Annotated in this window: 28 protein-coding genes; 13 read left to right on the plus strand and 15 right to left on the minus strand. The window is 73.9% G+C overall.

What is annotated here, in order from left to right; genetic code table 11:
* Positions 1 to 85: 85 nt before the first annotated feature.
* The 5 genes from AC1VM9_RS05920 to AC1VM9_RS05940 form a co-directional block, all read right to left on the minus strand.
* Entirely contained in the window at positions 86 to 538 is a 453-nt protein-coding gene (locus AC1VM9_RS05920; protein WP_481339624.1) for a heat shock protein transcriptional repressor HspR, read from the minus strand.
* 39 nt (positions 539 to 577) lie between these two features.
* Positions 578 to 1,609: a DnaJ C-terminal domain-containing protein gene (locus AC1VM9_RS05925; protein WP_481339622.1), complete on the minus strand. Its 1,032-nt coding sequence runs from the start codon at positions 1,607 to 1,609 to the stop codon at positions 578 to 580.
* A 101-nt stretch (positions 1,610 to 1,710) separates the two neighbouring features.
* Entirely contained in the window at positions 1,711 to 2,436 is a 726-nt protein-coding gene (locus AC1VM9_RS05930; RefSeq protein WP_483121732.1) for a nucleotide exchange factor GrpE, read from the minus strand.
* The gene (gene dnaK, locus AC1VM9_RS05935) at positions 2,433 to 4,346 is read right to left on the minus strand and encodes a molecular chaperone DnaK (protein WP_481339618.1); all 1,914 of its coding nucleotides are present in this window, start codon (positions 4,344 to 4,346) and stop codon (positions 2,433 to 2,435) included. Before dnaK ends, AC1VM9_RS05930 begins: the two co-directional genes overlap by 4 nt.
* Positions 4,347 to 4,592: 246 nt before the next feature.
* A complete protein-coding gene (locus AC1VM9_RS05940; protein ID WP_483121734.1) occupies positions 4,593 to 4,892 on the minus strand; it encodes a hypothetical protein in 300 nt (99 codons plus the stop codon).
* Between the two features lies 1 nt (position 4,893).
* On the opposite strand from AC1VM9_RS05940, the gene AC1VM9_RS05945 reads away from it, so the two are divergent.
* Entirely contained in the window at positions 4,894 to 5,883 is a 990-nt protein-coding gene (locus AC1VM9_RS05945; RefSeq protein ID WP_483121736.1) for a PQQ-dependent sugar dehydrogenase, read from the plus strand.
* A gap of 46 nt (positions 5,884 to 5,929) precedes the next feature.
* On the opposite strand, the gene AC1VM9_RS05950 is transcribed toward AC1VM9_RS05945, so the two are convergent.
* From AC1VM9_RS05950 to AC1VM9_RS05965, 4 genes are all read right to left on the minus strand, one after another.
* Positions 5,930 to 7,702, minus strand: a complete 1,773-nt coding sequence (locus AC1VM9_RS05950; RefSeq protein WP_483121738.1) for an alkaline phosphatase D family protein — start codon at positions 7,700 to 7,702, stop codon at positions 5,930 to 5,932.
* A gap of 84 nt (positions 7,703 to 7,786) precedes the next feature.
* Positions 7,787 to 8,527: a dienelactone hydrolase family protein gene (locus AC1VM9_RS05955; RefSeq protein WP_483121740.1), complete on the minus strand. Its 741-nt coding sequence runs from the start codon at positions 8,525 to 8,527 to the stop codon at positions 7,787 to 7,789.
* Positions 8,528 to 8,589: 62 nt separating this feature from the next.
* Positions 8,590 to 9,909, minus strand: coding sequence for a cation:proton antiporter domain-containing protein (locus AC1VM9_RS05960; protein ID WP_481339606.1), 1,320 nt, complete (start codon positions 9,907 to 9,909; stop codon positions 8,590 to 8,592).
* A gap of 82 nt (positions 9,910 to 9,991) precedes the next feature.
* On the minus strand, positions 9,992 to 11,686 hold the full coding sequence (locus AC1VM9_RS05965; RefSeq protein WP_483121742.1) for an alpha/beta hydrolase: 1,695 nt from the start codon (positions 11,684 to 11,686) through the stop codon (positions 9,992 to 9,994).
* Between the two features lie 132 nt (positions 11,687 to 11,818).
* Here AC1VM9_RS05965 and AC1VM9_RS05970 point away from each other — a divergent pair, with 132 nt between their 5' ends.
* The 5 genes from AC1VM9_RS05970 (at position 11,819) to AC1VM9_RS05990 (ending at position 15,167) form a co-directional block, all read left to right on the plus strand.
* Positions 11,819 to 12,661 carry an alpha/beta hydrolase gene (locus AC1VM9_RS05970; RefSeq protein ID WP_483121744.1) on the plus strand — a complete coding sequence of 281 codons (843 nt, stop codon included), beginning with the start codon at positions 11,819 to 11,821 and terminating at the stop codon, positions 12,659 to 12,661.
* Positions 12,662 to 12,747: 86 nt separating this feature from the next.
* Positions 12,748 to 13,467, plus strand: coding sequence for a DsbA family oxidoreductase (locus tag AC1VM9_RS05975; RefSeq protein WP_483121746.1), 720 nt, complete (start codon positions 12,748 to 12,750; stop codon positions 13,465 to 13,467).
* 20 nt (positions 13,468 to 13,487) lie between these two features.
* A complete protein-coding gene (locus tag AC1VM9_RS05980) occupies positions 13,488 to 13,907 on the plus strand; it encodes an MmcQ/YjbR family DNA-binding protein (RefSeq protein ID WP_481339598.1) in 420 nt (139 codons plus the stop codon).
* A 136-nt stretch (positions 13,908 to 14,043) separates the two neighbouring features.
* Positions 14,044 to 14,325, plus strand: a complete 282-nt coding sequence (locus tag AC1VM9_RS05985) for a hypothetical protein (RefSeq protein WP_481339596.1) — start codon at positions 14,044 to 14,046, stop codon at positions 14,323 to 14,325.
* Positions 14,322 to 15,167, plus strand: a complete 846-nt coding sequence (locus AC1VM9_RS05990) for a 2-phosphosulfolactate phosphatase (protein ID WP_483121749.1) — start codon at positions 14,322 to 14,324, stop codon at positions 15,165 to 15,167. Before AC1VM9_RS05985 ends, AC1VM9_RS05990 begins: the two co-directional genes overlap by 4 nt.
* A 76-nt stretch (positions 15,168 to 15,243) precedes the next feature.
* Here AC1VM9_RS05990 and AC1VM9_RS05995 read toward each other — a convergent pair whose 3' ends face one another.
* Positions 15,244 to 16,629, minus strand: a complete 1,386-nt coding sequence (locus AC1VM9_RS05995; RefSeq protein WP_483121751.1) for an NAD(P)/FAD-dependent oxidoreductase — start codon at positions 16,627 to 16,629, stop codon at positions 15,244 to 15,246.
* A 150-nt stretch (positions 16,630 to 16,779) separates the two neighbouring features.
* Between AC1VM9_RS05995 and AC1VM9_RS06000 the strand changes: the two genes are divergently transcribed.
* The 6 genes from AC1VM9_RS06000 (at position 16,780) to AC1VM9_RS06025 (ending at position 21,436) form a co-directional block, all read left to right on the plus strand.
* Positions 16,780 to 18,135: a transaminase gene (locus tag AC1VM9_RS06000; protein ID WP_483121753.1), complete on the plus strand. Its 1,356-nt coding sequence runs from the start codon at positions 16,780 to 16,782 to the stop codon at positions 18,133 to 18,135.
* Positions 18,136 to 18,208: 73 nt separating this feature from the next.
* Positions 18,209 to 18,667: an SRPBCC family protein gene (locus AC1VM9_RS06005; protein WP_483121755.1), complete on the plus strand. Its 459-nt coding sequence runs from the start codon at positions 18,209 to 18,211 to the stop codon at positions 18,665 to 18,667.
* On the plus strand, positions 18,664 to 19,101 hold the full coding sequence (locus AC1VM9_RS06010) for an EVE domain-containing protein (RefSeq protein WP_481339585.1): 438 nt from the start codon (positions 18,664 to 18,666) through the stop codon (positions 19,099 to 19,101). The genes AC1VM9_RS06005 and AC1VM9_RS06010 overlap by 4 nt, the downstream gene beginning before the upstream one ends.
* Positions 19,098 to 19,547: a MarR family winged helix-turn-helix transcriptional regulator gene (locus AC1VM9_RS06015; protein WP_483121757.1), complete on the plus strand. Its 450-nt coding sequence runs from the start codon at positions 19,098 to 19,100 to the stop codon at positions 19,545 to 19,547. The genes AC1VM9_RS06010 and AC1VM9_RS06015 overlap by 4 nt, the downstream gene beginning before the upstream one ends.
* Positions 19,548 to 19,668: 121 nt before the next feature.
* A complete protein-coding gene (locus tag AC1VM9_RS06020) occupies positions 19,669 to 20,685 on the plus strand; it encodes an L-lactate dehydrogenase (protein ID WP_483121759.1) in 1,017 nt (338 codons plus the stop codon).
* Positions 20,686 to 20,761: 76 nt separating this feature from the next.
* Positions 20,762 to 21,436, plus strand: coding sequence for a TetR/AcrR family transcriptional regulator (locus AC1VM9_RS06025; RefSeq protein WP_483121761.1), 675 nt, complete (start codon positions 20,762 to 20,764; stop codon positions 21,434 to 21,436).
* Positions 21,437 to 21,548: 112 nt separating this feature from the next.
* Here AC1VM9_RS06025 and AC1VM9_RS06030 read toward each other — a convergent pair whose 3' ends face one another.
* The 3 genes from AC1VM9_RS06030 to AC1VM9_RS06040 all read right to left on the minus strand — a co-directional run bounded on the left by AC1VM9_RS06030 (position 21,549) and on the right by AC1VM9_RS06040 (position 23,559).
* Positions 21,549 to 21,977: an OsmC family protein gene (locus AC1VM9_RS06030; RefSeq protein ID WP_483121763.1), complete on the minus strand. Its 429-nt coding sequence runs from the start codon at positions 21,975 to 21,977 to the stop codon at positions 21,549 to 21,551.
* Positions 21,978 to 22,055: 78 nt separating this feature from the next.
* Positions 22,056 to 23,078 (minus strand): LLM class flavin-dependent oxidoreductase, encoded by a 1,023-nt coding sequence (locus AC1VM9_RS06035; RefSeq protein WP_483121765.1) that lies wholly within the window; start codon positions 23,076 to 23,078, stop codon positions 22,056 to 22,058.
* 43 nt (positions 23,079 to 23,121) lie between these two features.
* The gene (locus AC1VM9_RS06040) at positions 23,122 to 23,559 is read right to left on the minus strand and encodes a hypothetical protein (protein WP_483121767.1); all 438 of its coding nucleotides are present in this window, start codon (positions 23,557 to 23,559) and stop codon (positions 23,122 to 23,124) included.
* A 15-nt stretch (positions 23,560 to 23,574) separates the two neighbouring features.
* Here AC1VM9_RS06040 and AC1VM9_RS06045 point away from each other — a divergent pair, with 15 nt between their 5' ends.
* Complete coding sequence (locus AC1VM9_RS06045; RefSeq protein ID WP_481347457.1) at positions 23,575 to 23,895, plus strand: hypothetical protein; 321 nt, start codon at positions 23,575 to 23,577, stop codon at positions 23,893 to 23,895.
* A 15-nt stretch (positions 23,896 to 23,910) separates the two neighbouring features.
* Here AC1VM9_RS06045 and AC1VM9_RS06050 read toward each other — a convergent pair whose 3' ends face one another.
* Entirely contained in the window at positions 23,911 to 25,125 is a 1,215-nt protein-coding gene (locus AC1VM9_RS06050; protein ID WP_481339563.1) for a pyridoxal phosphate-dependent aminotransferase, read from the minus strand.
* Positions 25,126 to 25,294: 169 nt separating this feature from the next.
* Entirely contained in the window at positions 25,295 to 25,867 is a 573-nt protein-coding gene (locus tag AC1VM9_RS06055) for a hypothetical protein (RefSeq protein WP_483121770.1), read from the minus strand.
* Positions 25,868 to 25,892: the final 25 nt, after the last annotated feature.

A 25,892-nucleotide genomic window follows, 5' to 3' on the forward strand; every position in this document is an offset into this window, starting at 1 on the left:
TGCAGTGCGCGCCCACACGGCTGGAGGCCCGGTCATCCTCGCACCTGCGCCGTGCGTTGCCAAACGACGTGCGCGAGGCGGCTGGTCAGCGCTCCGGGCGCCAGACGACCAGGGCCTGCGACGCGGGGGTGCGCGGCGGGCGCTGGCCGGGCCGCAGCGGGACGGCGTCCCCGCGCGGCCCGACGGCGAAGAAGCGCGCGCTCGCGTGGAGCGCGGCCTGGGTCTGCTCGAGCTCGGCGGCGAGCTCCTCGACCCGCGACCGCAGCGCCGTGACGTGGTTCTCGAGGTCGAGGATGCGCTGGATGCCCGCGAGCGACACGCCCTCCTGCGACAGCCGCTGCACCTCACGGAGCAGCTCGACGTCGCGGGTGCTGTAGCGCCGCCCGCCCCCGCGGGTGCGCGACGGCGTGACGAGGCCGAGGCGGTCGTACTGGCGCAGCGTCTGCGCGTGCATGCCGGCCAGCTCGGCGGCGACGGAGATGACGAAGACGGGCGCGTCGTCGTCGTGCCCGGCGGGGCGCGCGCTCCTGCGTGACATCGTCGGCACTCCCTTCCTCGTTCTCGTCGCCGGCCGGCCTCAGGCCCGCGCTCGGCGGAACAGGTCGGCCCTCGGGTCGTGGCCGTCCTCGGCCGCGGCCATGGTCTCGATCGCCGCGCGAGCCTCGTCGGTCAGGCGCTGCGGCACGACGACCTGGACCTTCGCGAGCAGGTCGCCGGTGTGCTCGCCGCGGCGGACGCCACGGCCCTTGACGCGCAGGACCCGGCCGCTCGGCGTGCCGGGCGCGATGCGCACCTTGACCTGCCCACCGTCGAGGGTCGGCACGGGGACCGTGGCCCCGAGCGCCGCCTCGGCGAAGGTGACGGGCAGGTCGACGGTGAGGTCGTCGCCGTCGCGGCCGAAGACCGGGTGCTTGTCGACGGAGACGGCGAGGATGAGGTCGCCCGCAGGCCCGCCGGCCTCGCCCTGGCGCCCCTTGCCCCGGAGGCGGATCTTCTGGCCGTCCTTGACGCCCGGAGGGATCCGCGCCGTGATGCGGCCGAGGTCGGGCGAGGAGAGCGTCACCGTGGAGCCCTCCACCGCGTCGCGGAAGCCGATCGTCGTCGAGGCCTGGACGTCGGCGCCCGGCCGCGGACCGGCCGTCGCGCCGTACCCGCCGTACTGCTGGCCGAAGCCGCCGGCACCACCCGGACCCGCGCCACCGAACATCTGGCCGAGGATGTCCTCGAGGTTCGGCTGGCCGGCACCCGCACCCCCGCCGCCGAAGCGGACACGGGTGCCGCCGGGACCGGCCGCACCGCCGAACGCCGAGAAGATGTCCTCGAAGCCGGCGCCCCCGCCGCCGGGACCGCCCGCGGTGAAGCGAGCACCCCCGTGCGACATGGCGCGGATGGCGTCGTACTCGCGGCGCTGCTCGGGGTCGGACAGGACGGCGTACGCCTCCCCGATCTCCTTGAAGCGCTCCTCGGCGCGGGTGTCGCCGACGTTGTGGTCCGGGTGCAGGTCGCGGGCCAGCTTGCGGTAGGCCTTCTTGACCGCGGCCGCGTCGGCGTCCTGGGGCACGCCGAGGATCGCGTAGAAGTCCTTCTCGAACCAGTCCTGGCTAGCCATGGCGCACCTGCCTCTCCTCCTGCGGCTGCTCGGTGGGACCTGCGGTCCTCACATCATCACGGATGCCGGCCGACGCGTGGGGCCTCGGCGCGGTGTGGCGCTCACGCGGGGTCGGCAACCGACACCCGCGCCGCGCGGACGACCCGGTCCCCGATGCGGTAGCCGGGCTGGAGCACCTGCACGACGGTCGTGCCCGACGCGCCGTCGGGCAGCTCGGCCTCGACGTGCATGAGCGCCTCGTGCACCGTCGGGTCGAACTCCTGGCCGGCCTCGCCGAGGCGCTCGACGCCGTACCGACCGAGGACCGCCTCGAGCTTGTCGGCGATGGCCGCGAACGGGCCGCTGGCGAGGTCGCCGGCCTGCCGCGCCATGTGGATGTCGTCGAGGACCGGCAGCAGCGACTCGACGACGCTGCCCACGGCGGTCGTGCGGATGACGTCGCGGTCGCGGTCGACACGCTTCTTGTAGTTGACGTACTCGGCCTGCAGCCGCTGGAGGTCGGCGAGGTAGGACGCGGCGAGCGCGTCCTCCTGCTCCAGCGCCTCACGCTCGTCGGCGCGCTCGGTGCCCGCTCCGTGGTCGAACTCGTCGTCCCCGCCGGGCTCGGACGACGCGCCCGGACCACCCTCGTAGTACGAGTGGTGGCCCCGCGAACCGGAGTCGGCCGCACCGGCGCCGGCCGCACCGGCGGCGCCGGAGGCGCCACCGGTGCCGGGGGTGCCGGCGGCCTGGCCGCCGGCACCCTGCGCGTCCGTCACCTCGGGGCCACCGGCGCCGGGCCGCACGGCCTCGGTCTCGGGGTTCGGGGTGCTGTTGGACTCGGTCACTTGGCTTCCCTTGCCTCGTCCTCGTCGACGACCTCGGCGTCCACCACGTCGTCGTCGGCCGCACCGGAGCCCGTCGGACCGGACTGGCCGCCGGTCGGACCCGTGCCGTCGGAGCCCGCCGCGCCGGCCGAGGCGGCGCTCGCCTGCTCCGACGCGTAGACCGCCTGGCCCATGGCCTGGGACTTGGTGTTGAGGTCCTCGATCTTGGCCTTGATGTCCTCGACCGTGGCCTCGGAGCCCTCGGCGATCGCGGCCTTGAGGTCGGCGAGCGACTCCTCCACCGGCGTCTTGACGTCAGCCGGGATCTTGTCGCCGGACTCCTTGAGGAAGTTCTCGGTCGAGAAGACGAGCTGCTCGGCCTGGTTGCGCACCTCGGCCTGCTCCCGGCGCTGCCTGTCCTCCTCGGCGTGCGCCTCGGCGTCCTTGACCATGCGGTCGATCTCCTCCTTGGACAGGGCCGAGCCGCCGGTGATCGTCATCTTCTGCTCCTTGCCGGTGCCCTGGTCCTTGGCACTGACGTTGACGATGCCGTTGGCGTCGATGTCGAAGGTGACCTCGATCTTCGGCACGCCGCGCGGTGCCGGCGCGATGCCGGTCAGCTCGAAGGTGCCGAGCGACTTGTTGTGCTGGGCGATCTCGCGCTCACCCTGGAAGACCTGGATGAGGACCGACGGCTGGTTGTCGTCGGCGGTGCTGAAGATCTCCGAGCGCTTCGTCGGGATGGCCGTGTTGCGCTCGATGAGCTTGGTGAACAGGCCGCCCTTGGTCTCGATGCCGAGCGACAGCGGCGTGACGTCGATGAGCAGGACGTCCTTGCGCTCGCCCTTGAGGACGCCGGCCTGCAGGGAGGCACCCATCGCGACGACCTCGTCGGGGTTGACGCCCTTGTTCGGCTCCTTGGCGGTCAGCTCCTTGACGAGGTTGCTCACCGCCGGCATGCGGGTCGAGCCACCCACGAGGACGACGTGGTCGATGTCGGACACCTTGATGCCGGCGTCCTCGATGACCTTGTGGAACGGGGCCTTCGTGCGGTCGAGCAGCTGCTTGGTCATCTGCTCGAACTGGGCGCGCGTCACCGTCTCGTCGAGGTGGATCGGGCCCTCGGGCGTCATCGAGATGTACTGCGCCGAGATGTTCGTGGAGGTCGCGGTCGACAGCTCCTTCTTGGCGCGCTCGGCCTCGTCGCGGAGGCGCTGCATCGCGATCTTGTCCTTGGACAGGTCCTGGCCGGTCTTGTTCTTCACCTGCGTGATGAGGTGCTGGACGATGACGTCGTCCCAGTCGTCGCCACCAAGGTGGTTGTCGCCGTTGGTGGCGCGCACCTGGATCGTGGCGAAGCCGTCCTCGGCGTCCTTGCCGACCTCGAGGAGGGACACGTCGAAGGTGCCGCCGCCCAGGTCGAAGACGAGGATGAGCTCGTCCTCCTTGCCCTTGTCGAGGCCGTAGGCGAGGGCCGCGGCGGTGGGCTCGTTGACGATGCGCAGGACGTTGAGGCCCGCGATCTCGCCGGCCTCCTTCGTGGCCTGGCGCTCGGCGTCGTCGAAGTACGCGGGGACGGTGATGACGGCGTCCGTGACGGTCTCACCGAGGTAGGACTCGGCGTCGCGCTTGAGCTTCTGCAGGATGCGGGCGCTGATCTCCTGCGCCGTGTACGTCTTGCCGTCGATCTCCGGCGACCGCCAGTCGGTGCCCATGTGGCGCTTGACGGAGCGGATGGTCCGGTCGACGTTGGTCACCGCCTGGCGCTTGGCGACCTCGCCGACGAGCACCTCGCCGTTCTTGGAGAACGCGACCACCGACGGGGTCGTCCGCCCGCCCTCGGCGTTCGCGATGATCGTCGGCTCGCCGCCCTCGAGGACGGAGACGGCCGAGTTGGTGGTACCGAGGTCGATTCCGACCGCACGTGCCATGGTGACTCCTTGATGCTGGTGGTCCGTGGTTGACAGCTCCTCGCTCAATCTGCGTCAGCCGGGCGGTCGTTGTCAAAACCGGGCTCGCAAATCTTGCGCTCACTGGACTCAACTTCGCACCACGCGGCATTGTTCCCGCGTCGAGCGGGACGTCGGCACCTCGTGCGGCCCGGGACGGGCCCGTGGGCCCGAGGGGGCAGCACCCACAGGCGGGGTGGGTAGGTTCGGTGGACCAGCCCGTGGAGGTCAGACCGTGCCGCGACCCCGCTCCGTCACACGTGCGCTCGGCGCCGCGACGCTCGCCGGCGCCCTCGCCACGGGTGCCTGCTCGGGCGGCGGTCCACCGGCCGGCTCTCCCGCCGGCGGGACCCTCTCGTCGGTGGCGGGCTCGGGCACCGCAGCCACCTCGGTCCCGACGTCGACGGCGCCCGCGTCCTCGGCGTCCCCGACCAGCCCCTCGCCGACGACGCCGGCGACGCGCACGACCCCGGCGACGCCGAGCCCGCCGGTCACGTCGCGGGCCGGGCGACCCACCGGCTCGGCCACCGTGCTGCGGACCCTGGCCACCGGGCTCGACGTGCCGTGGGGACTCGCGCTGCTCCCCGGCCGCTCGGGGGTGCTCGTCACGACCCGGGACGACGGGCGCGTCCGACGCGTCGACCTGGCCTCGGGACGCGTGACCGTCCTCGGGCGCGTGCCCGGCGTCGTGTCGAACGTCGACCAGCAGGGCGAGGCGGGCTTGCTCGGGATCGCGGTGAGCCCCCGGTTCGCCGCCGACCGGACGCTCTTCGTGTACTTCTCCACCGCCGCCGACAACCGCATCGCGACGCTCACCTACGACCCGACGCGGGCGCCGGGCCGGCAGCTGAGCACGCCGCGCGTCATCGTCCACGGCATCCCCCACGGGCTGCACCACAACGGCGGGCGCCTCGCGTTCGGGCCCGACGGCGCGCTCTACGCGACGACCGGCGAGGCGGGCGACCGCCCTCTGGCACAGGACCGTTCGTCGCTCGGCGGCAAGATCCTGCGGATGACGCCGGGCGGCCGGCCCGCACCGGGTGACCCGTTCGGGACGCTCGTGTGGAGCTACGGCCACCGCAACGTCGAGGGGATCGCCTGGGACGCCGCGGGCCGGCTCTGGTCCTCCGAGTTCGGCGACCACCTGCACGACGAGCTCAACCTCGTCCGCCGGGGCGGCAACTACGGGTGGCCGCAGACCGAGGGCCGGACGTCCGAGCCCGGGATCGTGTCCCCCCTCGTGCAGTGGAGCCCGGACCAGAGCTCGCCGAGCGGGATCGCCATCGCTGCCGGCTCGGCCTGGCTGGGCGGCCTGCGCGGGGAGCGCCTCTGGCGGGTCCCCCTCGACGGCGCGCGGACGGCGGGCGACCCGCAGGCCTTCCTCGACGGCCGCTACGGACGCCTGCGCAGCGTCCTCGCCCTCGACGACCGGACCCTGCTCGTGACGACGAGCAACCGCGACGGGCGCACCTCCCCTCGCCCCGGCGACGACCGCATCCTCGTCGTCCGGGTCAGCTGAGGTCGAGGTCGAGTCGAGGTCGAGTCGAGGTCGAGTCGAGGTGGCGTCAGGCCCGCGCGGGCAGCCGGACGCTGCCGACGGTCGTCAGCTGGGGGTGCGCGTCGTCGCCGTCCCGCACGACGCCTCCGCGCCAGACGATGGCAAGGTCCCGGCCCTGGACGGTCAGCTCGGCGAGGCAGTTGTCGAACCAGGGTCCGTCGGTGACGGTCCACGGGTACGCCGGGTCGGGCACGTGACGGGAACGCCGGGCCAGGAACCGCATCGGCGCCACCAGTCCCCGGGCGAACAGCGACATCATGACCCGGATGCCCCGCGGCATCGGGTTGCGGACCGGCGAGCACACGGCCTGCACGATCCGCGACCGCGCGCCGTGCCGACCGGGCTCCACGACCTCGGCGACGTAGGAGTTGTGGACGTCGCCGGACAGGAAGGTGATGGTCGCGGGGGCGCGGCCCCGGTTGCCCCGGGCCACGTCCATGACCATCTCGAACACCTCGACGAACCCGTCGCCGAACGCGGCCCAGTGCTCGAGGTCGATGACCCGGCGGCTCTTCTCGGCCAGGCCCGCGACGAGCCGACCGTGGCCACCACTGCTCGCCAGGACCTCGTCGATGGCCTCGAAGTCGTGCAGCCCCGGCGGCAGGAGGAAGGGCAGCGAGGTGCCGACGAGGAGGTGGTCGACGTCGCCGGTCAGCTGGGCGTCGAGCCAGGCGGCCTCGTCGGGGTCGAGCATCGAGCGTCGCTCCGGCTCGAGGACGCGGGCGGCCCGGGAGTCGACGACGACGAGGCGGCTGTCACCGAGGTCGCGCCGGTAGCTCCAGCGGTACACCTTGGGGTGCCGGTCCACCCGCTCCACGAGGTCGAAGAGCGGCTCGGTGAGGTCGGGCTCGTCGGCACCGGACGCCGCGGCTGACAGGACCGGGGCGTACACCTCGTCCTTCGCCAGCTCGTCCGGGGAGAGGTTTCCGAGGTGCTGGTAGACCCAGTACGACGCCAGCCCACCCATGAGGCGCTCGTGCCACCACGGGGTCCGGTTGATCTCCTCGTGCCAGGACCACGAGGTGTTCCAGTCGTCGCGGATGTCGTGGTCGTCGAAGATCATGCAGCTCGGCACCGTCGAAAAGAACCACCGGTTGGCCTCGTCCGACCACGCGAGCCGGTAGAGGTGGCAGTACTCCTCGAAGTCCTTGATCTCCTCCCCGGGCGGTTCCTCCAGCGAGCGCCGGGAGGCGATGAACTCGCGCATCTCGTCGGAGGTCTCGTCGGCGTAGACCTGGTCGCCGAGGAAGGCGATGAGGTCGGGCCAGTCCACCGTGCCCTCGGCGAGGGCCAGGGCCAGGGTGCGCAGCGCGTCGACGCCGTTCGAGGCGTTCCCCGCGGCGTCGTGGGACACGCTCGTACGGCACGACCCGAAGAGCAGCCGGGTCGGGCGCCGCGGGTCCAGCGTCCGGAGGCGGGGCGCGGGGAAGCGACTGTCGTCGGGGGGCCACACCCGCCTGTCGTCGACCTCGAGCGTGTACTCCCACGAGCCGCCGGGCTCGAGCCCGTCGACGACGACGAGCGCGTAGTGGTGCCCGCGCACGAGGAAGGTCGGTGCCGACCAGGCCCGCCCGTCGGCGCGGACGGTCACGGTGGCTCGTCCCGCCGTCTCGGCCCACACCGTGCCCGCGGTCTCGCCGGCGTATCGCAGCATCGGGCCGAGGACGAGCGGCGAACGGGCATCGAGGGTCCCCGAGTCCGTCGGCGCGCTCGGCGCGTCCGCGTGCTGGGGCGGGTTCGGCGTCGCGGGGTCGGCGGGCTCGCTCGTCGAGGGGCTCATGGACACAGGCTTACCCCCCGGCGTCGGTTCCGGGGCCGGAAGCGGCGAGGAGAACGCTGTGAGCAGCGTTCCGGGCCTCGGACCTCAGCCTCCGAGGCGCTCTGCGAGGAAGGCGAGCGTGCGCTGCCAGGCGTCGGCGGCGACCTCGGCGTGGTAGCGCGACGGCGCGTCGTCGTTGAAGAACGCGTGCCCGACACCGTGGTAGACGCGTGCCGTGAAGTCGACGCCGGCCTGCTCCATCCGCGCCTCGAGCTCGGGGACCTGGCCGGTGATCCGGCGGTCCTGCTCGCCGTAGAAGGCCAGGACCGGGCAGGCGATGGTCGCCGGGTCCGCGTCCTCCGGGAAGCTGCCGTAGAACGGGACGGCGGCCCGGACGCGGTCGTCGGCGGCCGCGAGCGCGAAGGCGTACGAGCCACCGAAGCAGAACCCCACGACGCCGACGCGACCACGGACCGCCGGCTCGGCGGCGAGCGCCTCGACGACGCCGCGCAGCGCCGGCACCGCCCAGGCGGCGAACTCGGGCTGGCGGGCGGGCGTCGTCGCCGCGCGCAGCTGGGGCTGCGCGGCCGCCCGGTCCTGCTCGCTCCCGCTGTTGACGAGCTGGAAGATGCGGGTGCCCACGTCGGGCGTCAGGCCGACGTGCGCGAGCAGGTCAGGGGCGAGCGCGACATAGCCCTCGGCGGCGAACCGGTCGGCGACGTCCTTGACGTGCGCGGTCAGCCCCCAGATCTCCTGGATGACGACGACCGCACCGCGGGGGTCGCCCTCGGGGTCGGCCCGGTAGGCGGACAGCTCGTGCTCGGGGAACTCGGTCATCGTGCCCATGGGGCCGTCCTACCAGGCACGGCTGGGAGCCCGGGGCCGCACGACGTCCGAGGTCCGACGCGTCAGGCCGTGGCCTGGCGTCGGCGCTCGAGTCGGCGCAGCACCGGGGTCGCGAGGACGCCGTGGACGAGCACCGACAGCGCGATCGTCGCCGCCACCGTGGCCCAGAGCCAGCGCTCCTCCGGGAACGTGTGCTGGCCGGCCGCCCAGGCGAGGTAGTACAGCGTGCCGACCCCCCGCACCCCGAAGAAGCCGGCCGCGCGGCGCTCGTCCGGCTCGAGGCCGCCCGGCTGGTCCGGCCGCCGGGCCCGCACCGCAAGAGCCAGCCACCCGGCGAGCGGGCGCAGGACGAGCACGACGGCGCCCGCGACGAGGACCCCGCGCCAGTCGAGGGCCGACAGGATCCCGTTGGTCATCCCCATGCCGAGGAGCATGAGGACGACGAGGGTCAGGAGGCGCTCGAGCCGCGACACGACCTCGTGCATCGCCGCGTGGTACTCGTGGCCGCGCTCGGCCGCCCGGATCGTCATGCCGCACGTGAAGACGGCGACGAACCCGTAGCCGCCGAGGACCTCGCTCAGGCCGTACGTCGTGACGAGGGCGGCGACGGCGAGCAGCGGCTCCCCCTGCTCGGCGAGGCGCAGCGAGCGCCGGGGCGAGCGGAACGCCACCCTGGCGAGCAGCCACCCGACGAGGATCCCGACGCCGACGCCGACCGCGAGCTTGCCCACGAGGTCCCACGCCAGCCAGCCGGCCCCCCAGGCGGTGACCGGGCCGAGCGCCGCGAGGAACACCGCGGCGTGCACGAACGGGAACGCCAGCCCGTCGTTGAGGCCGGCCTCGGACGTCAGGGCGAACCGGACCTCGTCGTCCTCGTCGATCTCCTCGAGCTCGTCGAGCGCCTCGCCGTGCCGGGTGCGGGGGCCGGCGACCTGGACGTCACCGGCGAGCACCGGGTCCGTGGGCGAGAGGGCCGCGCCGAGCAGGAGCGCCGCGGCGGGTGCCAGGCCGAGGGCCCAGCCGAGCAGGGCCACCGCCGCGATGGTCACCGGCATCGCGACGGCGAGCAGGCGCCACGTCGGTGACCAGCGGCGCCACGTGCTGCGGTCACCGAGGACGAGCGGCCGGTCGAGGGCCAGGCCCACGCCCATGAGGGCGACGAGGACGGTCAGCTCGGTGAGGTGCTCGGTCTGCGGGCGGATGTGGACCGGGTCGAGGACGAGCCCCTCGGGCAGGGGCAGCAGGCCGATGAGGACCCCGAGGCCGAGCAGGACCATCGGCGCCGACACCGCGAACCGCTCGAGGGCGGTGGGCAGCACGGCGGCGAGCAGGAGGGCGAACCCGAGGATGAGGTACACCGCGCTCGCCGACACAGGACGCATCGTCCCATCCCGTGCCGGGCCGCCCGGGCTCCCGTGCGTCGTGCCGTGCCGCCCCCCCGCTCCTTGGACGCGTCGGACCCGGTCAGGCCACCCGGTTGACGGTCTTCTCGATGCCGGTGACGAGGCGCGAGTAGTCGTCGGTCGGCGAGCCGCCGAGGACCGAGCCCCAGGCGGGCACCAGCTCGGCGCCGTACCGGTGGCCGAACCCGTCGGGCGGGTCGTGACCGACGGCCATGTCCGTGGTCAGCTGCCAGAACGTCGCGAACGGGATCCACGTGACGTCCGGGTTGACGTCGCGGCCGCGCTGCTCGCGCAGCCAGTCGGGCTGCTCGCCCAGGAGCGCCGGGTTCCACCACACGACCGGGTCCGACGGGTGCTGCGCGTAGACGAACCGCGGGAAGTCCCAGGCGCCGTAGGGCCGCCCGTAGTAGTCGTGGGTCAGCTGGTCACCGCTGGCCGCGAAGCGGAAGTGCCGGCCGTCGTCGACGACGGGCACGATCTCCGGGGAGCCCTCGTTGCGCTCGGCCGTGAGCTCGGCGGCGATGTGGGTGAAGCTCGGAGTGCCGACCCAGACCCCGCCCTGGGCGCGCGCCAGCATGTCGGCCGCGTCGCGGAAGGCGGCCTGCCCACCGTACGAGCCGAGCGACTCGCCGCCGACGACGAGCTGGGGGCGGTGCCCCTGCGGCAGCGTGCGCCACACGGCGTAGACCCGGTCGAAGAGCGCCCTGCCGGCCTCGCTGGGCGTGTCGCGGTCGGTGAGGATGGCGAGGGCGCTCGGCAGGAACGAGTACTGCATCGCCGCGATGGCCGAGTCGCCGTTGCTCAGGTACTCGATGGACTGGGCCGACCAGTCGTCGACCCAGCCGGTGCCGGTGGTCGTGATGACGGCGAGGACCCGGCGCTCGAACGCGCCCGTGCGGCGCAGCTCGCGGACCACGGCGTCGGCGACGTCCTCGATGGACCGGTTGTCGGTGCGGCCTGCGTAGACCCGGATCGGGTCGAGGGCGTCGCGTCCGGTCGCCGAGGAGATCTCCTGTGCCGTGGGCGCGCTCGTGACGAACATCTGGCCCTGGTACCCGAGGCTCTGGTACGTCTCGTACGACCCGGGTCCGCCGGACAGGAACGGCGAGCGGGGCGCCGGGCGGTTCGACGGCGTCTCGGCGTTGACCTTCGCGGCGACGGCGGTGAAGACGTCGAGCCCCCGGTGGAACAGCACGCTGTCGGTGACCCAGGCGGTCGTCGTCGCCACGACGACGACGGCGATCATCGACGCGACGGCCTTGGGCAGCACGCGCTCGGCGGCCTCGGCCAGGCCGTGCGTCATGCCGCGCAGCCCGCGCGCGATGAGGAGCAGGAGCACGGCGATGGCGGTCGCGAGGGCGAGCGCCAGGGCCCAGTCGAACGGGTCGAGGGGAGCCAGGCGCACGACCGCCGCGGTGCGGGCCTGCGAGCGGACGTTGGCCACGGTGATGCCGATGACCGCGACGGCCCCGAACAGCGGTGCCGCCACGCGGATCCAGTGGCGCGCCTCGCCGCTGACCTGCACCCGCAGGTCGATGAGGCGGGCGACGGCACGCACCGCCCAGGCGACGAGGACGCCGAGGGCGTAGCCGACCGCCGCGCACAGCCCGCTGATGAGTCCCTGGTAGTACCAGGTGCGGGGCAGCAGGCTCGGGGAGGTCGAGATGAGGAAGTATCCGGCTCCGAAGAGCAGCCCGGTGCGTGACAGGTGCCACCACCGGCGGCCCCGTCGCGGGTCACCGGTGGCGTCGGGCACGGTGCAACCCTAGATCGGCGGTGCGACGCCCCGCCTCCGGTTTGTCCCTGACCGGTCCCTGACTGCGGCACTCGACCGCCCGCCCCTCCGGGCGCCGAGGCCGGGCGGGCCCAGGGGGGCAGGATGGGTTGGGTGAGCCGTGACGACCGACGCATCCGCACCTTCACCCGCGACGGCCTGCGCTTCGACGTCGAGGACGCCGGGCCGCTCGGCGGTGAGGTCGTCGTGCTGCTCCACGGGTTCCCGACCGACCGGACCAGCTGGTACGCGGTGGCGCCGCACCTGCACGAGGCGGGCCTGCGGACGCTGGCCCCCGACCAGCGCGGCTACTGCTCCGGTGCCCGGCCCACCGAGGTCGACGCGTACCGCACCGACGAGCTCGTCGCCGACGTGCTCGCGCTCGTCGACGCCTCCGGCCGCGAACGCATCCACGTTGTCGGGCACGACTGGGGCGGGGGCATCGCCTGGCTCCTCGCCGGCAACCACCCGGACCGGGTGGGGTCGCTGACCGCGCTGTCCACGCCGCACCCCGCCGCGCTCGCCCGGGCCTGGCGCGGCGGCTGGGACCAGCGTCGACGCTCCTGGTACATGGCCGCGTTCCAGCTGCCGGCCCTACCCGAGCAGGTCATGGCCCGAGGCTTCGAGACCCTGATGCGGCGCAGCGGCCTGCCGGCACCGGACCGGCGCCGGTACGCCGACCACCTCGCCAGCCCGGCGGCGATCGCCGGGCCGATCGGGTGGTACCGCGCATCCCGGCGCTCGTCGGTACCGGCCCGCCGGGTGCGGGTGCCGACGACGTACGTCTGGGGTCGCCACGACCCCTTCCTCGGGCCCATGGCGGCGCACCTGACCGCCGAGCACGTCGCCGCGCCGTACGAGCTCGTCGAGCTCGATGCCGGGCACTGGCTGCCCGAGACCCGCGCCGCCGACTGCGCCGCGGCCGTCGTGCGCAGCATCGCCCGGGCCACCGCCTGAAGCGTGCCGCCCGGTGCGTCCCGCCGCTCCCCGCATCACCTCCCCGATGCCGGGAAGACCCGGCGGCCGAGGTAGGTTGCACGACCGTGGAGATCGACATCTGGTCGGACATCGTGTGCCCGTTCTGCTACGTCGGCAAGCGTCGGCTCGAGGCGGCGCTCGCCGGGTTCGAGCACGCCGACGAGGTGACCGTGCGCTGGCACAGCTTCGAGCTGGACCGCGGCGCCGAGCCGGTGTCCGACCGGCCCCTCGTCGACCTCGTCGCCGCCAGGTACGGCATCTCCCGCGAGCAGGCCGTCGAGCAGCACCGCTCGCTGGCCGCGGCGGCCGCCGAGCACGGCCTGTCCTTCGACTGGCAGCGGGCCCGCTACTCCAACACCTTCGACGCGCACCGCGTCGTGCACCTCGCCGCCGAGCACGACCTCGCCGACGCCGCCCACGAGCGCCTCATGCGGGCCTACTTCACCGACGGGCTCGCCGTGGGGGACCGCGAGACCCTCGTCGGCCTCGCCGCGGAGATCGGCCTCGACCCCGACGCGGTCCGCGCCGTGCTCGCGTCCGACGACTACGGCAACCACGTCCGCAGCGACGAGGCGACCGCCAGGATGCTCGGCATCGAGTCCGTCCCCTTCTTCGTGCTCGACCGCCGCTACGGGGTCTCGGGCGCGCAGCCGGTCGAGGTGTTCGCCGACGCGCTCGAGACGGCCTGGGCGCACCGTGACGACGACCGCGAACCGGTGGCGGCGGGCGCCGGCTGCGGAGGTGGCTGCGGGGCCGGTGGCTGCGGAGGCGTCTGCGGGCGCTGACCGGCGCCTACGGTGGGTGCATGGCCCACCCGACGATGTTCGAGGACGCCGATCCCTACCTCACGCGGCTGCGCGCCATCTGCCTCGCGCTGCCCGGGGCCGACGAGAAGGTGTCGCACGGGCGGCCGAACTTCTTCACCCGCAAGGTCTTCGCCATCTACGGCGGCGTCCTCAAGGGTGACCACGACCCCGAGCCCTACCGCCAGGCGCTTCTCGTGCTGCCGGACGAGGCCGACCGGCCCGCCCTGCTCGAGGACGGCCGCTTCGTCGTGCCGGGCTACTACGGACCCTACGGGTGGCTCATGCTCGACCTGCGCCACCGCGAGGGCGCCGAGGGGGTCGACTGGGACGAGGTCGCCGAGCTCGTCGACGCGTCCTACCGCCGCACCGCGCCCGCCCGCTTCGTCGCGCGGCTCGACGCCTCGAGGACCGGGCCCTGACGGCGAGCCCCGGCTCACGGCGACGTGTCCATGGGTCGCGGGTCGTCCCGTCCTGAAGGGCCCGGGGCACCGCCTCCCGCCGTAGGGTGTGCCTTCCCGGCCGGAGACGACCGGGCGGGTCGGGAGGGAGGCCGCGGTGGGACGGCACACCGAGCGTGCGGTGTCGCAGCGCCGGGCGGCGGTCGCGACCGTCCTCGCGTCGGCCCTGCTCCTCGCCGGTGGCGCGCTCGCGTTCAGGCACTCGCTCGACGAGCGCCCGCCACGGCCGGGGATCCACGCCCCCACGCAGACGCCGACCCCGACGCCCGAGGCCCCCGGGCCCAGGGCGTCGCAGGAGACGCCGGACGCCGGAGGTCGCACGAGCGCCCCCGGGACGGGCCCGAGCCTGCCGGATGATCCGGATAGCGTGAGCAGGTGAGCGGCACGGACGCGTGGCACAGCCAGGACCGGCACCTCGTCCGCCTCGAGTGGGGACCGAGCGGGTCGGTCGCCCTGGCCCGGCACGCGCGCGAGGCCGGGTCCGAGGTCGTCGCCGTCGTCGTCGACGTGCTCAGCTTCACGACGTGCGTCTCGGTCGCGGTCGACCGGGGGATCCGCGTCCGCCCCTACCCCTGGAAGGACGCGTCCGCCGTCGCGTTCGCCGCGGCGCACGGGGCGGTGCTCGCCCACCCGCGCGGCCCCGCGCAGGCGGGCGGTGGGCCGGGCGCTGCCCCTCGCTCCGGTTCAGCGGGCGTCGTCACCCTCTCCCCCGGGTCGATCCGCGCGGCCGAGGGACTCACCGACCTCGTGCTCCCCTCGCCGAACGGGTCCACCGTGAGTGCGGGGCTGGCCGACACCGGGGCCGAGGTGGTCGCGGCGTGCCTGCGCAACCGCACGGCGGTGGCCCGCCACCTGGCGGACCGGTTCACGGCCAGCCCGAACCGACCACCGGTTCTCCTGCTCGTGCCCTCCGGCGAGCGGTGGCCGGACCATTCGCTGCGCCCCGCCGCGGAGGACCTCTGGGGCGTCGGTGCCGTGGCCGATGCGTTCGTGCGGCGGCTCGAGCACCGCGCGGGCCCCCTCCTGCTCAGCCCCGAGGCCCGCGTCGCGGTCTCCGCCTGGGACGGCGTCGCCGGCTCCCTGGACGCCGACCTGCACGCGTGCTCGAGCGGCCGCGAGCTCGTCGGGAAGGGCTGGGCCGACGACGTCGCCGTGGCCGCCGAGCTCGACGCGTCCGACCTCGTACCGGTCCTGCGCGACGGCGTCTTCGCAGCCGCCTGACCCGCGGCCTGACCGAGGGCTGACCGAGGGCTGACCGAGGGCTGACCGGCCGCCGACGCGTCGGCGCTCCTGCCGGCTACTGGCCGATCGCCGTCCAGAACGCGGATGCCGCGCGCGAGCGGCGCCCCGTGCGGCGCTCGGACCAGTCGGCCGAGGTCATGAGGGCGTTCACGGCGTTGACGCCGAGCCAGCGCAGCGGCTCCGGCTCCCAGTTGCGCGAGGTTCGCCCGACCCAGGGCAGCGTCGTGAGGTCCTCGGGGTCCTCGCCCCGGATCATCGCCGCGAGGGTGCGCCCGGCCAGGGCGGACGTGGCGACACCGTCGCCGACGTAGCCCCCGGCGAACGCCAGACCGGTGTGGCGGTCATGGCGCACCGAGGGGAACCAGTCGCGTGGCACGCCGAGGTTGCCGCCCCAGCTGTGCGTGAACCGCACCCCGTCGAGTGCGGGGAACAGCTCGAGGAGGATGGCCCGCAGCCGGGTGTGGACCCGGTCGTCGCGGTCGTAGGCCGGGGAGACTCGAGACGCGTAGTGGTAGGGAGCACCCCTGCCGCCGAAGGCGATCCGGCCGTCCTGGGTGCGCTGGCCGTAGATGGTCAGGTGCCGGTTGTCCGCGAAGGTGGTGCGCCGGTCCAGGCCGATGCGGGCCCAGACGTCGTCCGGCAGCGGCTCGGTCGCGGTCATCAGCGAGTAGACGGGCGCGATGGCCCGGCGGCGGCCGGCCACGGTCGGGGTGTAGCCCTCGGTGGCGAGGACGACGTGCTCGGCACGGACCGTGCCGTGCGGGGTGGCGACGCGGCGGGCGTGGATGTCGGTGGCCGGCGTCCGCTCGTGGACGAGGACGCCGCGTCGCTCGACCGCACGGGCCAGCCCGCGCACGAGCCGCGCGGGGTGCAGGGCGGCGCAGTGCGGGGTCCACGCACCGCCGAGCGCGTCGGGCACCCGGACGAGACCGGCGACCTCGTCCACGTCGAGCAGGCGCAGGTCGTCGCGCCCGAACCCCCACTCGTGGTGCTCGCTCACCTCGGCGCGGATCCGCTCGAGCTGGGCGGGGTTGCGGGCCACGGAGACGTAGCCGCCGTGCGCGAAGTGGCAGTCGATGCCCTCCTCGTCCGCGATGCGGCCCACCTCGGCGACGGTGTCGTGCAACCGCCGCTGCATCCGCACGGCGGCGTCGCGGCCTCGCTCGGCGGCCATCCGGTGCAGCGACGCGGGGAAGAGCGCCGAGCACCACCCGCCGTTGCGGCCCGACGCCCCGAACCCGGCGACCTCCCTCTCGAGCACGGCGACGCGCAGCGTGGGGTCGGCGGCGACGAGGTGGTAGGCGGTCCAGAGGCCCGTGTAGCCGGCCCCGACGACCGCGACGTCGACGTCGAGGTCCCCACCCAGGCAGGGGCGGGGCTCGAAGTCGTCATCGCACGTGTCGTGCCACAGGCTCAGGCCCCTGTAACCGCTCGGTAGCATGCCCGGATCATGCCACGGTGAGGTGTTCGCGCAACCCTCTGGGAAGGGGCCATCTCACTGGAATCGCATTCCAACACCTACGGATTCCGAAGGTGTGGGCCGCCGCCGCCACCCCTTCCGCAGAACGCGCCGAGACGGCATCATGCCGCCATGAGCACCGTCGACCGCACCCGCCTCGCCGACCTCCATGCGCGCGAGCGCGCGGCGTTCACCGCGGCGCGCCCGGCGTCCCGCGCCCTCGCCGAGCGCGCCCGCGCCCACATGCCCGGCGGGGTCCCGATGAGCTGGATGGTCAAGTGGCCGGGCGACTTCCCGGTCTTCGTCGCCGAGGCCGCGGGAGCCCACTTCACGTGCGTGGACGGCATCGACCACGTCGACCTGTGCCTCGGCGACACCGGCGCGATGATGGGCCACTCCCCGGCGCCCACTGTCGAGGCGGTCACCCGGCAGCTGCGGCGCGGCATCACGACGATGCTGCCGACCGAGGACGCCATCGCCGTCTCGACGGGCCTGGCCGACCGCTTCGGGCTGCCCTTCTGGCAGTTCACCCTGACGGCCACCGACGCCAACCGGCACGCCATCCGCTACGCGCGCCACCTGACCGGCCGGTCGAAGGTCGTCGTGCACAACTACTGCTACCACGGGTCGGTCGACGAGGCCTTCGCGACGATCGGCGAGGGCGGCACCACCGTCGACCGCCGCCACAACATCGGCGCCCCGGTCGACACCGCCGAGACGACGCGCGTCGTCGAGTTCAACGACCTCGACGCCCTCGAGAAGGCCCTGTCGCACGGCGACGTGGCCGCGATCCTCGTCGAGCCCGCGCTGACGAACATCGGCATCGTGCTGCCCGACGACGGCTACAACGCCGGCCTGCGTGAGCTCGCGACGAGGTACGGAGCGCTGCTCGTCAACGACGAGACGCACACGATCTGCGCCGGGCCGGGCGGTTACACCGGTGCCCACGGCCTCCAGCCCGACCTGCTCGTCATCGGCAAGTCGATCGGCGGCGGGATCCCCTGCGGCACCTTCGGGTTCACGCAGGACGTCGCCGACCGCATCGCCCGCTCGGTCGACCTCGAGGACATCGACGTGGGCGGGATCGGCGGCACGCTCGCCGGCAACGGGCTGTCGATGGCGGCGATGAAGGCGACGCTCGAGCAGGTCATGACGCCCGAGGCGTTCGAGCACATGGTGCCGCTCGCCGACGCGTGGGCCGACGGCGTGCAGGCCGGCATCGACGCCGTCGGTGCGGACTGGCACGTGACGCGTCTGGGCGCGCGGGCCGAGTACAACTTCTCGAGGGTGCCCTCGCGCAACGGCCAGGAGGCGCACGACGCCGACGACTTCGAGCTGCAGCAGTACCTGCACCTCTACGCCCTCAACCGCGGCATCCTCCTGACGCCGTTCCACAACATGGCGCTCATGAGCCCCGCGACGACCGCGGCCGACGTCGAGGCGCACACGGTGATGTTCCGCGCGTGCGTCGAGGAGCTGTTCGCCTGAGCCGGTCCGGTCCCGGCCACCGACGCCGGGGTCCAGCCCTTGACCATTTAGTAAGCGCGCTTATTATGTGTCCATGACCACCCTCGCGTCGCTCACGACCACCGTCCCCGCCTCCCCCGCGCAGCTGTTCGCCAGGTGGGCCGACTGCGACACCCATCCCGAGTGGAGCACCGACCTCGCGTGGGTCCGCCTCGACGGGCCGGTGCGCCTCGGCGCCACCGGCCGCCTGCGTCCCCGGGGCGGCCCGCGCTCCCGGTTCACCGTCACCGAGCTCGTCCCCGACCGCACGTTCGCCGACACGACGCAGCTGGCCGGGGCCCGCCTCACGTTCCGCCACCACGCCGAGCCGGTAGCGGCCGGGGCCGAGGTCACCGTCACCGTCAGCCTCGAGGGTCCCCTCCGCGGCCTCTGGGCACGCCTCCTCGGCGGTCCCGACGCCCTGCGTCGCGGCATCGAGAAGGACCTGGCGAACCTCGTCGCCCTGCTCGTCCCGGCCAGCGCGACCGCCCCCTCGGCGAAGGAGTCCCGATGAGGTGCTGGCTGGGCGTCGTCTCGGCCGCCCATGTGCGCCGCGGGGTCGAGCTCGGCATCGCCCAGGTGCACCACGGGCGTCGACCCGGCCTCGCGCGCATGGCTGCCGGCGACGGGCTCGTCTACTACTCGCCGAAGCAGGAGCTGGGGTCCACGACGCCGTGCCGCGAGTTCACCGCCGTCGGGCGCATCGCCGACGACGAGATCTGGCAGGCCCACGACGGCGACTTCCGCCCGTACCGCCGGCGCGTCGACTGGGAGCGGGCCGACCCGGTGCCGCTCGCCGACCTGCAGGACCGCCTCCTGCTGACGCGAGCCCCGAACTGGGGGTACGCCTTGCGTCGCGGCCTCCTGGCTCTCGACGAGGCGGACTTCCGGCTCGTCGAGGACGCCATGACGGCGGCCCACCGCGCGACAGGCGGTGCCCGCGCATGAGCGGCCTGCAGACCCGGTTCACCGACGAGGCCGACAGTCCGGGCCTGCTCCTGTGGCGCGTCAGCACCCGGTGGCAGGCCGCGGTCCGCGACGCCCTCGCCCCGTTCGAGCTGACCCACACCCAGTTCGTCCTGCTCGCCTCGCTGACCTGGCTGCGCGGCGACCGCGACGACCCGGTCAACCAGCGCGACCTCGCCGAGCACGCGCGCACCGACGTCATGATGACCTCCCAGGTGCTGCGCGCGCTCGAGGGCAAGGGCCTGCTCGAACGCCGCCCGTACCCGGGCGACGCCCGGGCTCGCGACCTCGTGCCCACCGCCGCCGGCGTCGACGTCGTCAACCGGGCCGTCGTCGCCGTCGAGGACTGCGACGCCCGTTTCTTCTCGACCGCCGGCGACGCCCTCCCCGCCCTGCGGGACGCGCTCCTCCGGCTCCAGAACGCCTGAAGCGAAGCACGCTTCACCGCGGGTGCGCTCTCGGCTGGCCGCGGAGCAGGGCGTCGACGACCGTCGCGCCGGCCCCGGTGGCTAGCCTTGCCGCAGACGCGCACCGCCGACCCCGGGAGTCATGTTGAGCACGATCCCGCACCCTCTCACCCCGTCGACCGCCCCGTCGACCGCCCCGTCGACAGCACCGCGCCGCACGACGCGGCTCGGCATCGTCGGCGCGGGCGCCGTCGGCGCGACGCTGGCCTACGCCGCCCTGATGCGTGGGACCGCCCAGACCGTCGCGCTGTTCGACATCGACGCCAAGAAGGTCCAGGCCGAGGCGCTCGACCTCAGCCACGGCATCCAGTTCATGCCGATGGCGCACGTCGTCGGCTCGGACGACGTCGCGGTGCTCGCCGGCTGCGACGTCGTCGTCTTCACGGCCGGGGCCAAGCAGAAGCCGGGACAGTCGCGGCTCGACCTCGCCGAGTCGACGATCGGCATCGTCCGTTCCCTCCTGCCACGCCTCGTCGAGGTGGCACCGGACGCGGTCCACGTCATGGTGACCAACCCCGTCGACGTCGTCACGTGGGCCGCGTTGCAGGTGTCGGGGCTCCCTGACGCGCGGCTGTTCGGGTCGGGCACGGTCCTCGACTCCTCGCGGCTGCGGTTCCTGCTCGCCGAGCACCTCGGCGTCGCCGCGCAGAGCGTCCACGCCTACGTCGTCGGTGAGCACGGCGACTCCGAGCTGCCGCTGTGGTCCTCGGCGAGCGTCGGCTCGGTGCCCCTCCTCTCCTGGCCCGGCGCGGACGGCCGCCCTGCGCTCGACGAGGCGACCCGTGACCGCATCGCGCTCGACGTCGTGCAGTCGGCCTACCGGATCATCGAGGGCAAGGGCGCGACGAACTACGCCATCGGGCTCGCCGCGACCCGCGTCGTCGAGGCCCTCGTCAACGACGAGCGGCGCATCCTGCCGGTGTCCAGCCGCCTCGAGGACTACCTCGGCATTCGCGACGTCTGCCTCTCGGTGCCGGCCATCGTCCACGCCGGTGGGGTCGGCGACCGGGTCGAGGTGCCGATGACCGACGCCGAGCTGGCCGGCCTGCGCCGGTCCGCCGAGGCCGTTCGCGCGACGGCCCGCCGCTTCGGCTTCTGACGGTGTCGCGCGGACCGACGTCGCCGGGCCCCGGATGCCGCCCGCACGGGCGCAACGATCGGTCCAGAATGGGTCGGTGAGCACCGCGCGGGCGACCTACCACCACGGGGACCTGCGCCGCGCCCTCCTCGACGCCGGTCTCGAGCTCGCGCAGGAGGGTGGCCCGGACGCGGTCGTGCTCCGGGAGGCGACGCGCCGGGTCGGTGTCTCGGCCAACGCCGCCTACCGGCACTTCGCCGACCGCGACGCCCTTCTCGGCCACGTGGTGTCGCTCGCCCAGGCCCGCGCCGCCGACGTCATCAGCGACACGATGGACGCCGTCGGCGACGGCCTCGACGCCGGGGCCCGGGCCCGCGCCCGCTTCCGCGCCGTCGGCGTCGGCTACCTCCGCTTCGCGATGGACGAGCCCGGGCTGTTCCGCACGGCCTTCGCGGTGCCCGTCGACCTGTCCCGCGCCGCCTCCCCCGAGGCCGCCGGCCGCGCCGGGCGCACCCCGTTCCAGCTCCTCGCGGAGTCGCTCGACGCCATGGTCGACACCGGCGTCCTGTCCGAGGCGCAGCGGCCCGGAGCCGAGCTGCTCGCGTGGTCGGCCGTGCACGGCATGGCGATGCTCGCCCTCGAGGGTCCGCTGCGTGACCTGCCTCCGAGCGCCATCGCCGAGCTCGCACCGCGCCTCGTGACGATGGTCGACCTCGGTCTCGGGCTGACCCCCGAGGCGAGCGGCGACGCGACGGAACCCGTCGCCCCTTGATCGGCACGGCGACCCGGGCTCGGGCCGGCCGACGCGGTTCAGTCCGGCGACCTGTCAGCGGACCGGGTGCAGATCGCCCGACCGGAGCCGGGTCGGCGGCCGGTCGGGCCGGTCACTCGATCCTGGTCGTGACCTGCTGTCCGAGCTCGACCGTGCGGCTCACGGTGCACCACTCGTCGTGCGAGCGCTGGACGAGCCGCGGCAGCATCTCGCGCGCGGCGTCGCCGCCGTCGCCGTCGGGGAAGCGGACCCGGAAGCGCACCTCGATGTCCTGCAGGTGGTTGCCGTTCTCGTCCTTGACCTTGTCGGCGGTCACCTCGACCTCGAACCGGTCCGGCTCGGCCCGACGGGTCGTCACGGTGTCGACGTCGACGGCCGTGCAGCCGGCGATGCCGGCGAGGAGCAGCTCGACCGGCGAGAGCTCCTCGGTGCCGGAGCTGACGGTGATCGAGCCGCCGCGGTCGTTGCGCACGGTGTAGCGGCCGACGCTGTCGCGGGTCAGGGTGACGCGGCGCAGGTCCTTGGGGTCTCTCTCGGTCATGGGGTGCAGCCTCTCAGAGGTCGTGGGACGGCAGGGGTCGGGTCCGCGGGCGGGCCCGGGCGTCGGCAGCTCGGGTGCTCAGAGCCAGGCGTCCGCGAGCAGCTCGAAGGTGCGCAGCCGGTCGGCCGGGTCGTAGGCGCCGCACGTCACGACCACCTCGTCGACGCCGGTGGCCTCGACGAAGCCAGCCAGACCATCGCGGACGGTGTCCGGCGTGCCGACCAGTGACACCCGTGTCATGTCGAGGACGGCCTGCCGTTCGGCCGGGCTCCACTGCGACAGCAGGCTGTCGATGTCCCCGACCGGCTTGGTGACGCCGCCGCGGCGGCCGGTGACGATGCTGTGGAACCGGGCCAGGACGCTGGTGTAGAGGCGCTCTGCCTCGGCCTGGGTGTCGGCGACCATGACGTTCATCCCGGCCATGGTGCGCGGCGCGTCGAGCCCGCCGGGCAGCGTCGAGGGCACGAACCGGCTGCGGTACACCTCGAGCGCGCTCATGAGCGCGGCCGGCGCGAAGTGCGACGCGAACGAGTACGGCAGGCCGAGCGCGGCCGCCACCTGGGCGCCGCCGTGGCTCGAGCCGAGGATCCAGACCGGGACGTGGGTGCCCTCGCCGGGGACCGCGCGCACCTTGGCGTCGGGGTCGGGGTCGCCGAGGTAGCCGAGCAGCTCCTCGACCTCGCCGGCGAAGTTCATCGCCGCGGCCTCGTTGCGGCGCAGCGCGCGGGTCGTGAAGGGGTCGGTCCCGGGCGCACGGCCGAGTCCGAGGTCGATCCTGCCGGGGTGCATGGTGGCGAGGGTCCCGAACTGTTCGGCGACGACGTACGGCGCGTGGTTGGGCAGCATGATGCCGCCGGCCCCGACGCGGATGGTCTCGGTGTGGTCCGCGACGTGGCCGATGAGCACCGCCGTCGAGCTCGAGGCCACGCCGCGCATGTTGTGGTGCTCGGCCATCCAGTACCGCTGGTAGCCCCACTTCTCGGCGTGCCGCGCGAGGTCCACGGTCGCCGCAATGGCCGCACCGGCCGTCCCGCCCTCCGCGACGGGGACGAGGTCGAGGATGTTCAGCTGGGCGGTCGGCGCGGTGCGGGAGGAGCTCACGAGGGTGCCAACCGACCGGCCCGGTCGGGGTATTCCGTCCGGGTCACGGCAGGCCGAGCTGGATGATCTCGTCGCCGTGGTCGGGGCAGAAGGCATTGACGCCCGCGGCCATGAGCTCTTTGGTGCGAAGCGCGTCGCCGGTGTTGCCGAGCGCCTTGCCCGCGTCGTCCACGGCGATCTGCCGCAGGGTGACCCCGCCGTTCTTCAGCGCCCAGCACGTCGTCGTCCCCGTCTGGAGGTCGTCCTCGAGCGTCGCGGCCGTGATCGTCACACCACGGTTGCGGGCGTCGAGGACGAAGCGCGCCTCCTCCTGGGTGATCCCCGGGCGGGCGCGAGCGATGTCGGGCGGAAGGTCCTGCAGCGTCGGCGCGTCGCTGCCGCAGGCACCGAGCGTCCCCACGGCAACGGCCACGACCGCGGCCGCGGTCGCGGTCGAGGGCAGAAGGTGGGCACGGCGTCGCGGCCGGGTCACGGTGTCCATCGTTAGGCTGAACGCGTGACCGACGCGGATCGTCCCGACGACACGCGGGCCCGCGACGTCGAGGGCGCCGACGCCGAGGACGCGCCCCGCCGCGGGCTCCTGTCCGACACGCCCCTCGCGGGGGGTTCGGTCGCCGCGGGACTCGCCGGCGTCGTCGTCGGCTTCCTCTTCGTGCCGCAGCTGCTCGCGCTCGCCCTCGGCGGGCTGAGCCTGGCCCGACGCGAGCCGAACGGACGCGGCCGCGCACTCCTCGGCATCGGCCTCGGGCTGCTGACGACGGTCGTGTGGGGTGTCGTGCTCGGGCTGCTGCTCAAGTGGTGGGTCACCTCGCGCTGAGGTCCGCCGGAGCCGTCACTGCGAGTACGTCGACAGGAACTTGGCGAGCCGGCCGACGGCCTCCTCGAGGTCCTCGACCCGGGGCAGGAAGACGAGCCGGAAGTGGTCGGGCGTGGCCCAGTTGAACCCGGTGCCGTGCACGACGAGCAGGTGCTGCTCGCGCAGCAGGTCGAGCGCGAACTTCTCGTCGTCGCGGATGTCGTGGACCGCCGGGTCCAGGCGCGGGAAGAGGTAGAGGGCGCCCTGGGGCTTGGTGCAGGAGATCCCGTCGATCTGGTTGAGCATCTCCCAGGCGATGTTGCGCTGCTCGAGGAGGCGACCCCCCGGCAGGATCAGCTCGTTGATCGACTGGTAGCCGCCGAGCGCCACCTGGATGGCGTGCTGGGCCGGCACGTTGGCGCACAGCCGCATGTTGGCGAGGATGTCGAGGCCCTCGAGGTAGCTGCGGGCGTGCTCCTTGGGGCCGGTGATGGCCAGCCACCCGGACCGGAAGCCGGCGACGCGGTAGGCCTTGGACAGTCCGTTGAACGTGAGGCAGAGCAGGTCCGGCGCGAGCCCGGCGATCGAGGTGTGCGTCGCGCCGTCGTAGAGGATCTTGTCGTAGATCTCGTCGGCCATGACGATGAGCTCGTGCTCGCGGGCCACCTGGACGATGCCCTCGAGCACGTCGCGCGGGTAGACGGCGCCGGTCGGGTTGTTCGGGTTGATGACGACGATCGCCTTGGTGCGGTCGGTCACCTTGCTGCGGATGTCGTCGAGGTCGGGCGCCCACCCGGCCTGCTCGTCGCACACGTAGTGCACCGGCCGGCCGCCGGCGAGGCTCGCCGCCGCGGTCCACAGCGGGTAGTCCGGCGCCGGGATGAGCACCTCGTCACCGTTGTCGAGCAGCCCCTGCATCGCCATGACGATGAGCTCGCTGACACCGTTGCCGAGGTAGATGTCCTCGACGCCGAGGTGCGGGAACTCGCGCACCTCGTAGTGCTGCACGATGGCCCGCCGCGCCGACAGGATGCCCTTGCTGTCGCTGTAGCCCTGCGCTCGCGGCAGCTCCTGGATGACGTCGACGAGGATGTCCTCGGGCGCCTCGAAGCCGAACGGCGCGGGGTTGCCGATGTTGAGCTTGAGGATGCGGTGGCCCTCCTCCTCGAGCCGCTTGGCCTCGGCGAGCACGGGTCCGCGGATCTCGTAGCAGACGTCCTGCAGCTTCTTGCTCTGGCTCACCGCGCGCATGCGACCTAGGGTCGCACCGCCGGACGCGGGTTCCCGGCAGATTCCCACCATGTGGCACGTCGCGTCGGTCACGTCGGCCCGTGTCCCGAGGCGTGGACACGGCTGTCCGGGCGGTGGACGGCCGCCCCGGGTCGCGCCGGGGCCGCACGTGCGGCCCGTCGGGACGCGGTCAGCGGCCGAGGCAGCCGAAGGCCGAGGCGGGGCTGCGGCCGGTCAGCGTCGTGACGAGCTGGTCCATGCTCGGCGCGACGAGGTCGATGGTCAGGGCGCGTCCGCCGACGGTGTGGGTCAGGTGCGCGAGGGCCGGCGGCGTCGGGGCCGACGCGACCCACCCCTTCTGCTCGAGGTAGCCGACGACCTGCGAGGCCGCGGGGCCGGTCGAGGGCGGGTAGGTGCGGGTCAGGACGCCGTCGTCGGAGCCGTGGCACGGCGGGGCCTCGCCGTGGCCCTGAGGCGTCAGGAGGCGGTCCATCTCGGTGACCGTCTCGCCCAGTGCGGTCCAGGCGGCGAGGTCGTCGGCGTGCACGCGCGAGGTCCAGGCCCAGCCGGCGACGCCGACGAACGCGAGCAGCAGGACGACGAACACGATGCCCGCCGGTCCCGGTCGGTGCCGGCCGTGCGGCGGCCCGTCGTCCGAGCCGGGCCGCGCTCGGGCCGTGGGCGGACGACTGCGCTGGGTCGGTCCGCCCAGTCGTGGCCGCGTCGGTCCGGGGACCTCGTCGACGAAGCCGGAGTCGCTCACCGGCACAGTGTGGGACAGCAGTCCC

The organism is Monashia sp. HAY1-11D, from assembly GCF_056868035.1.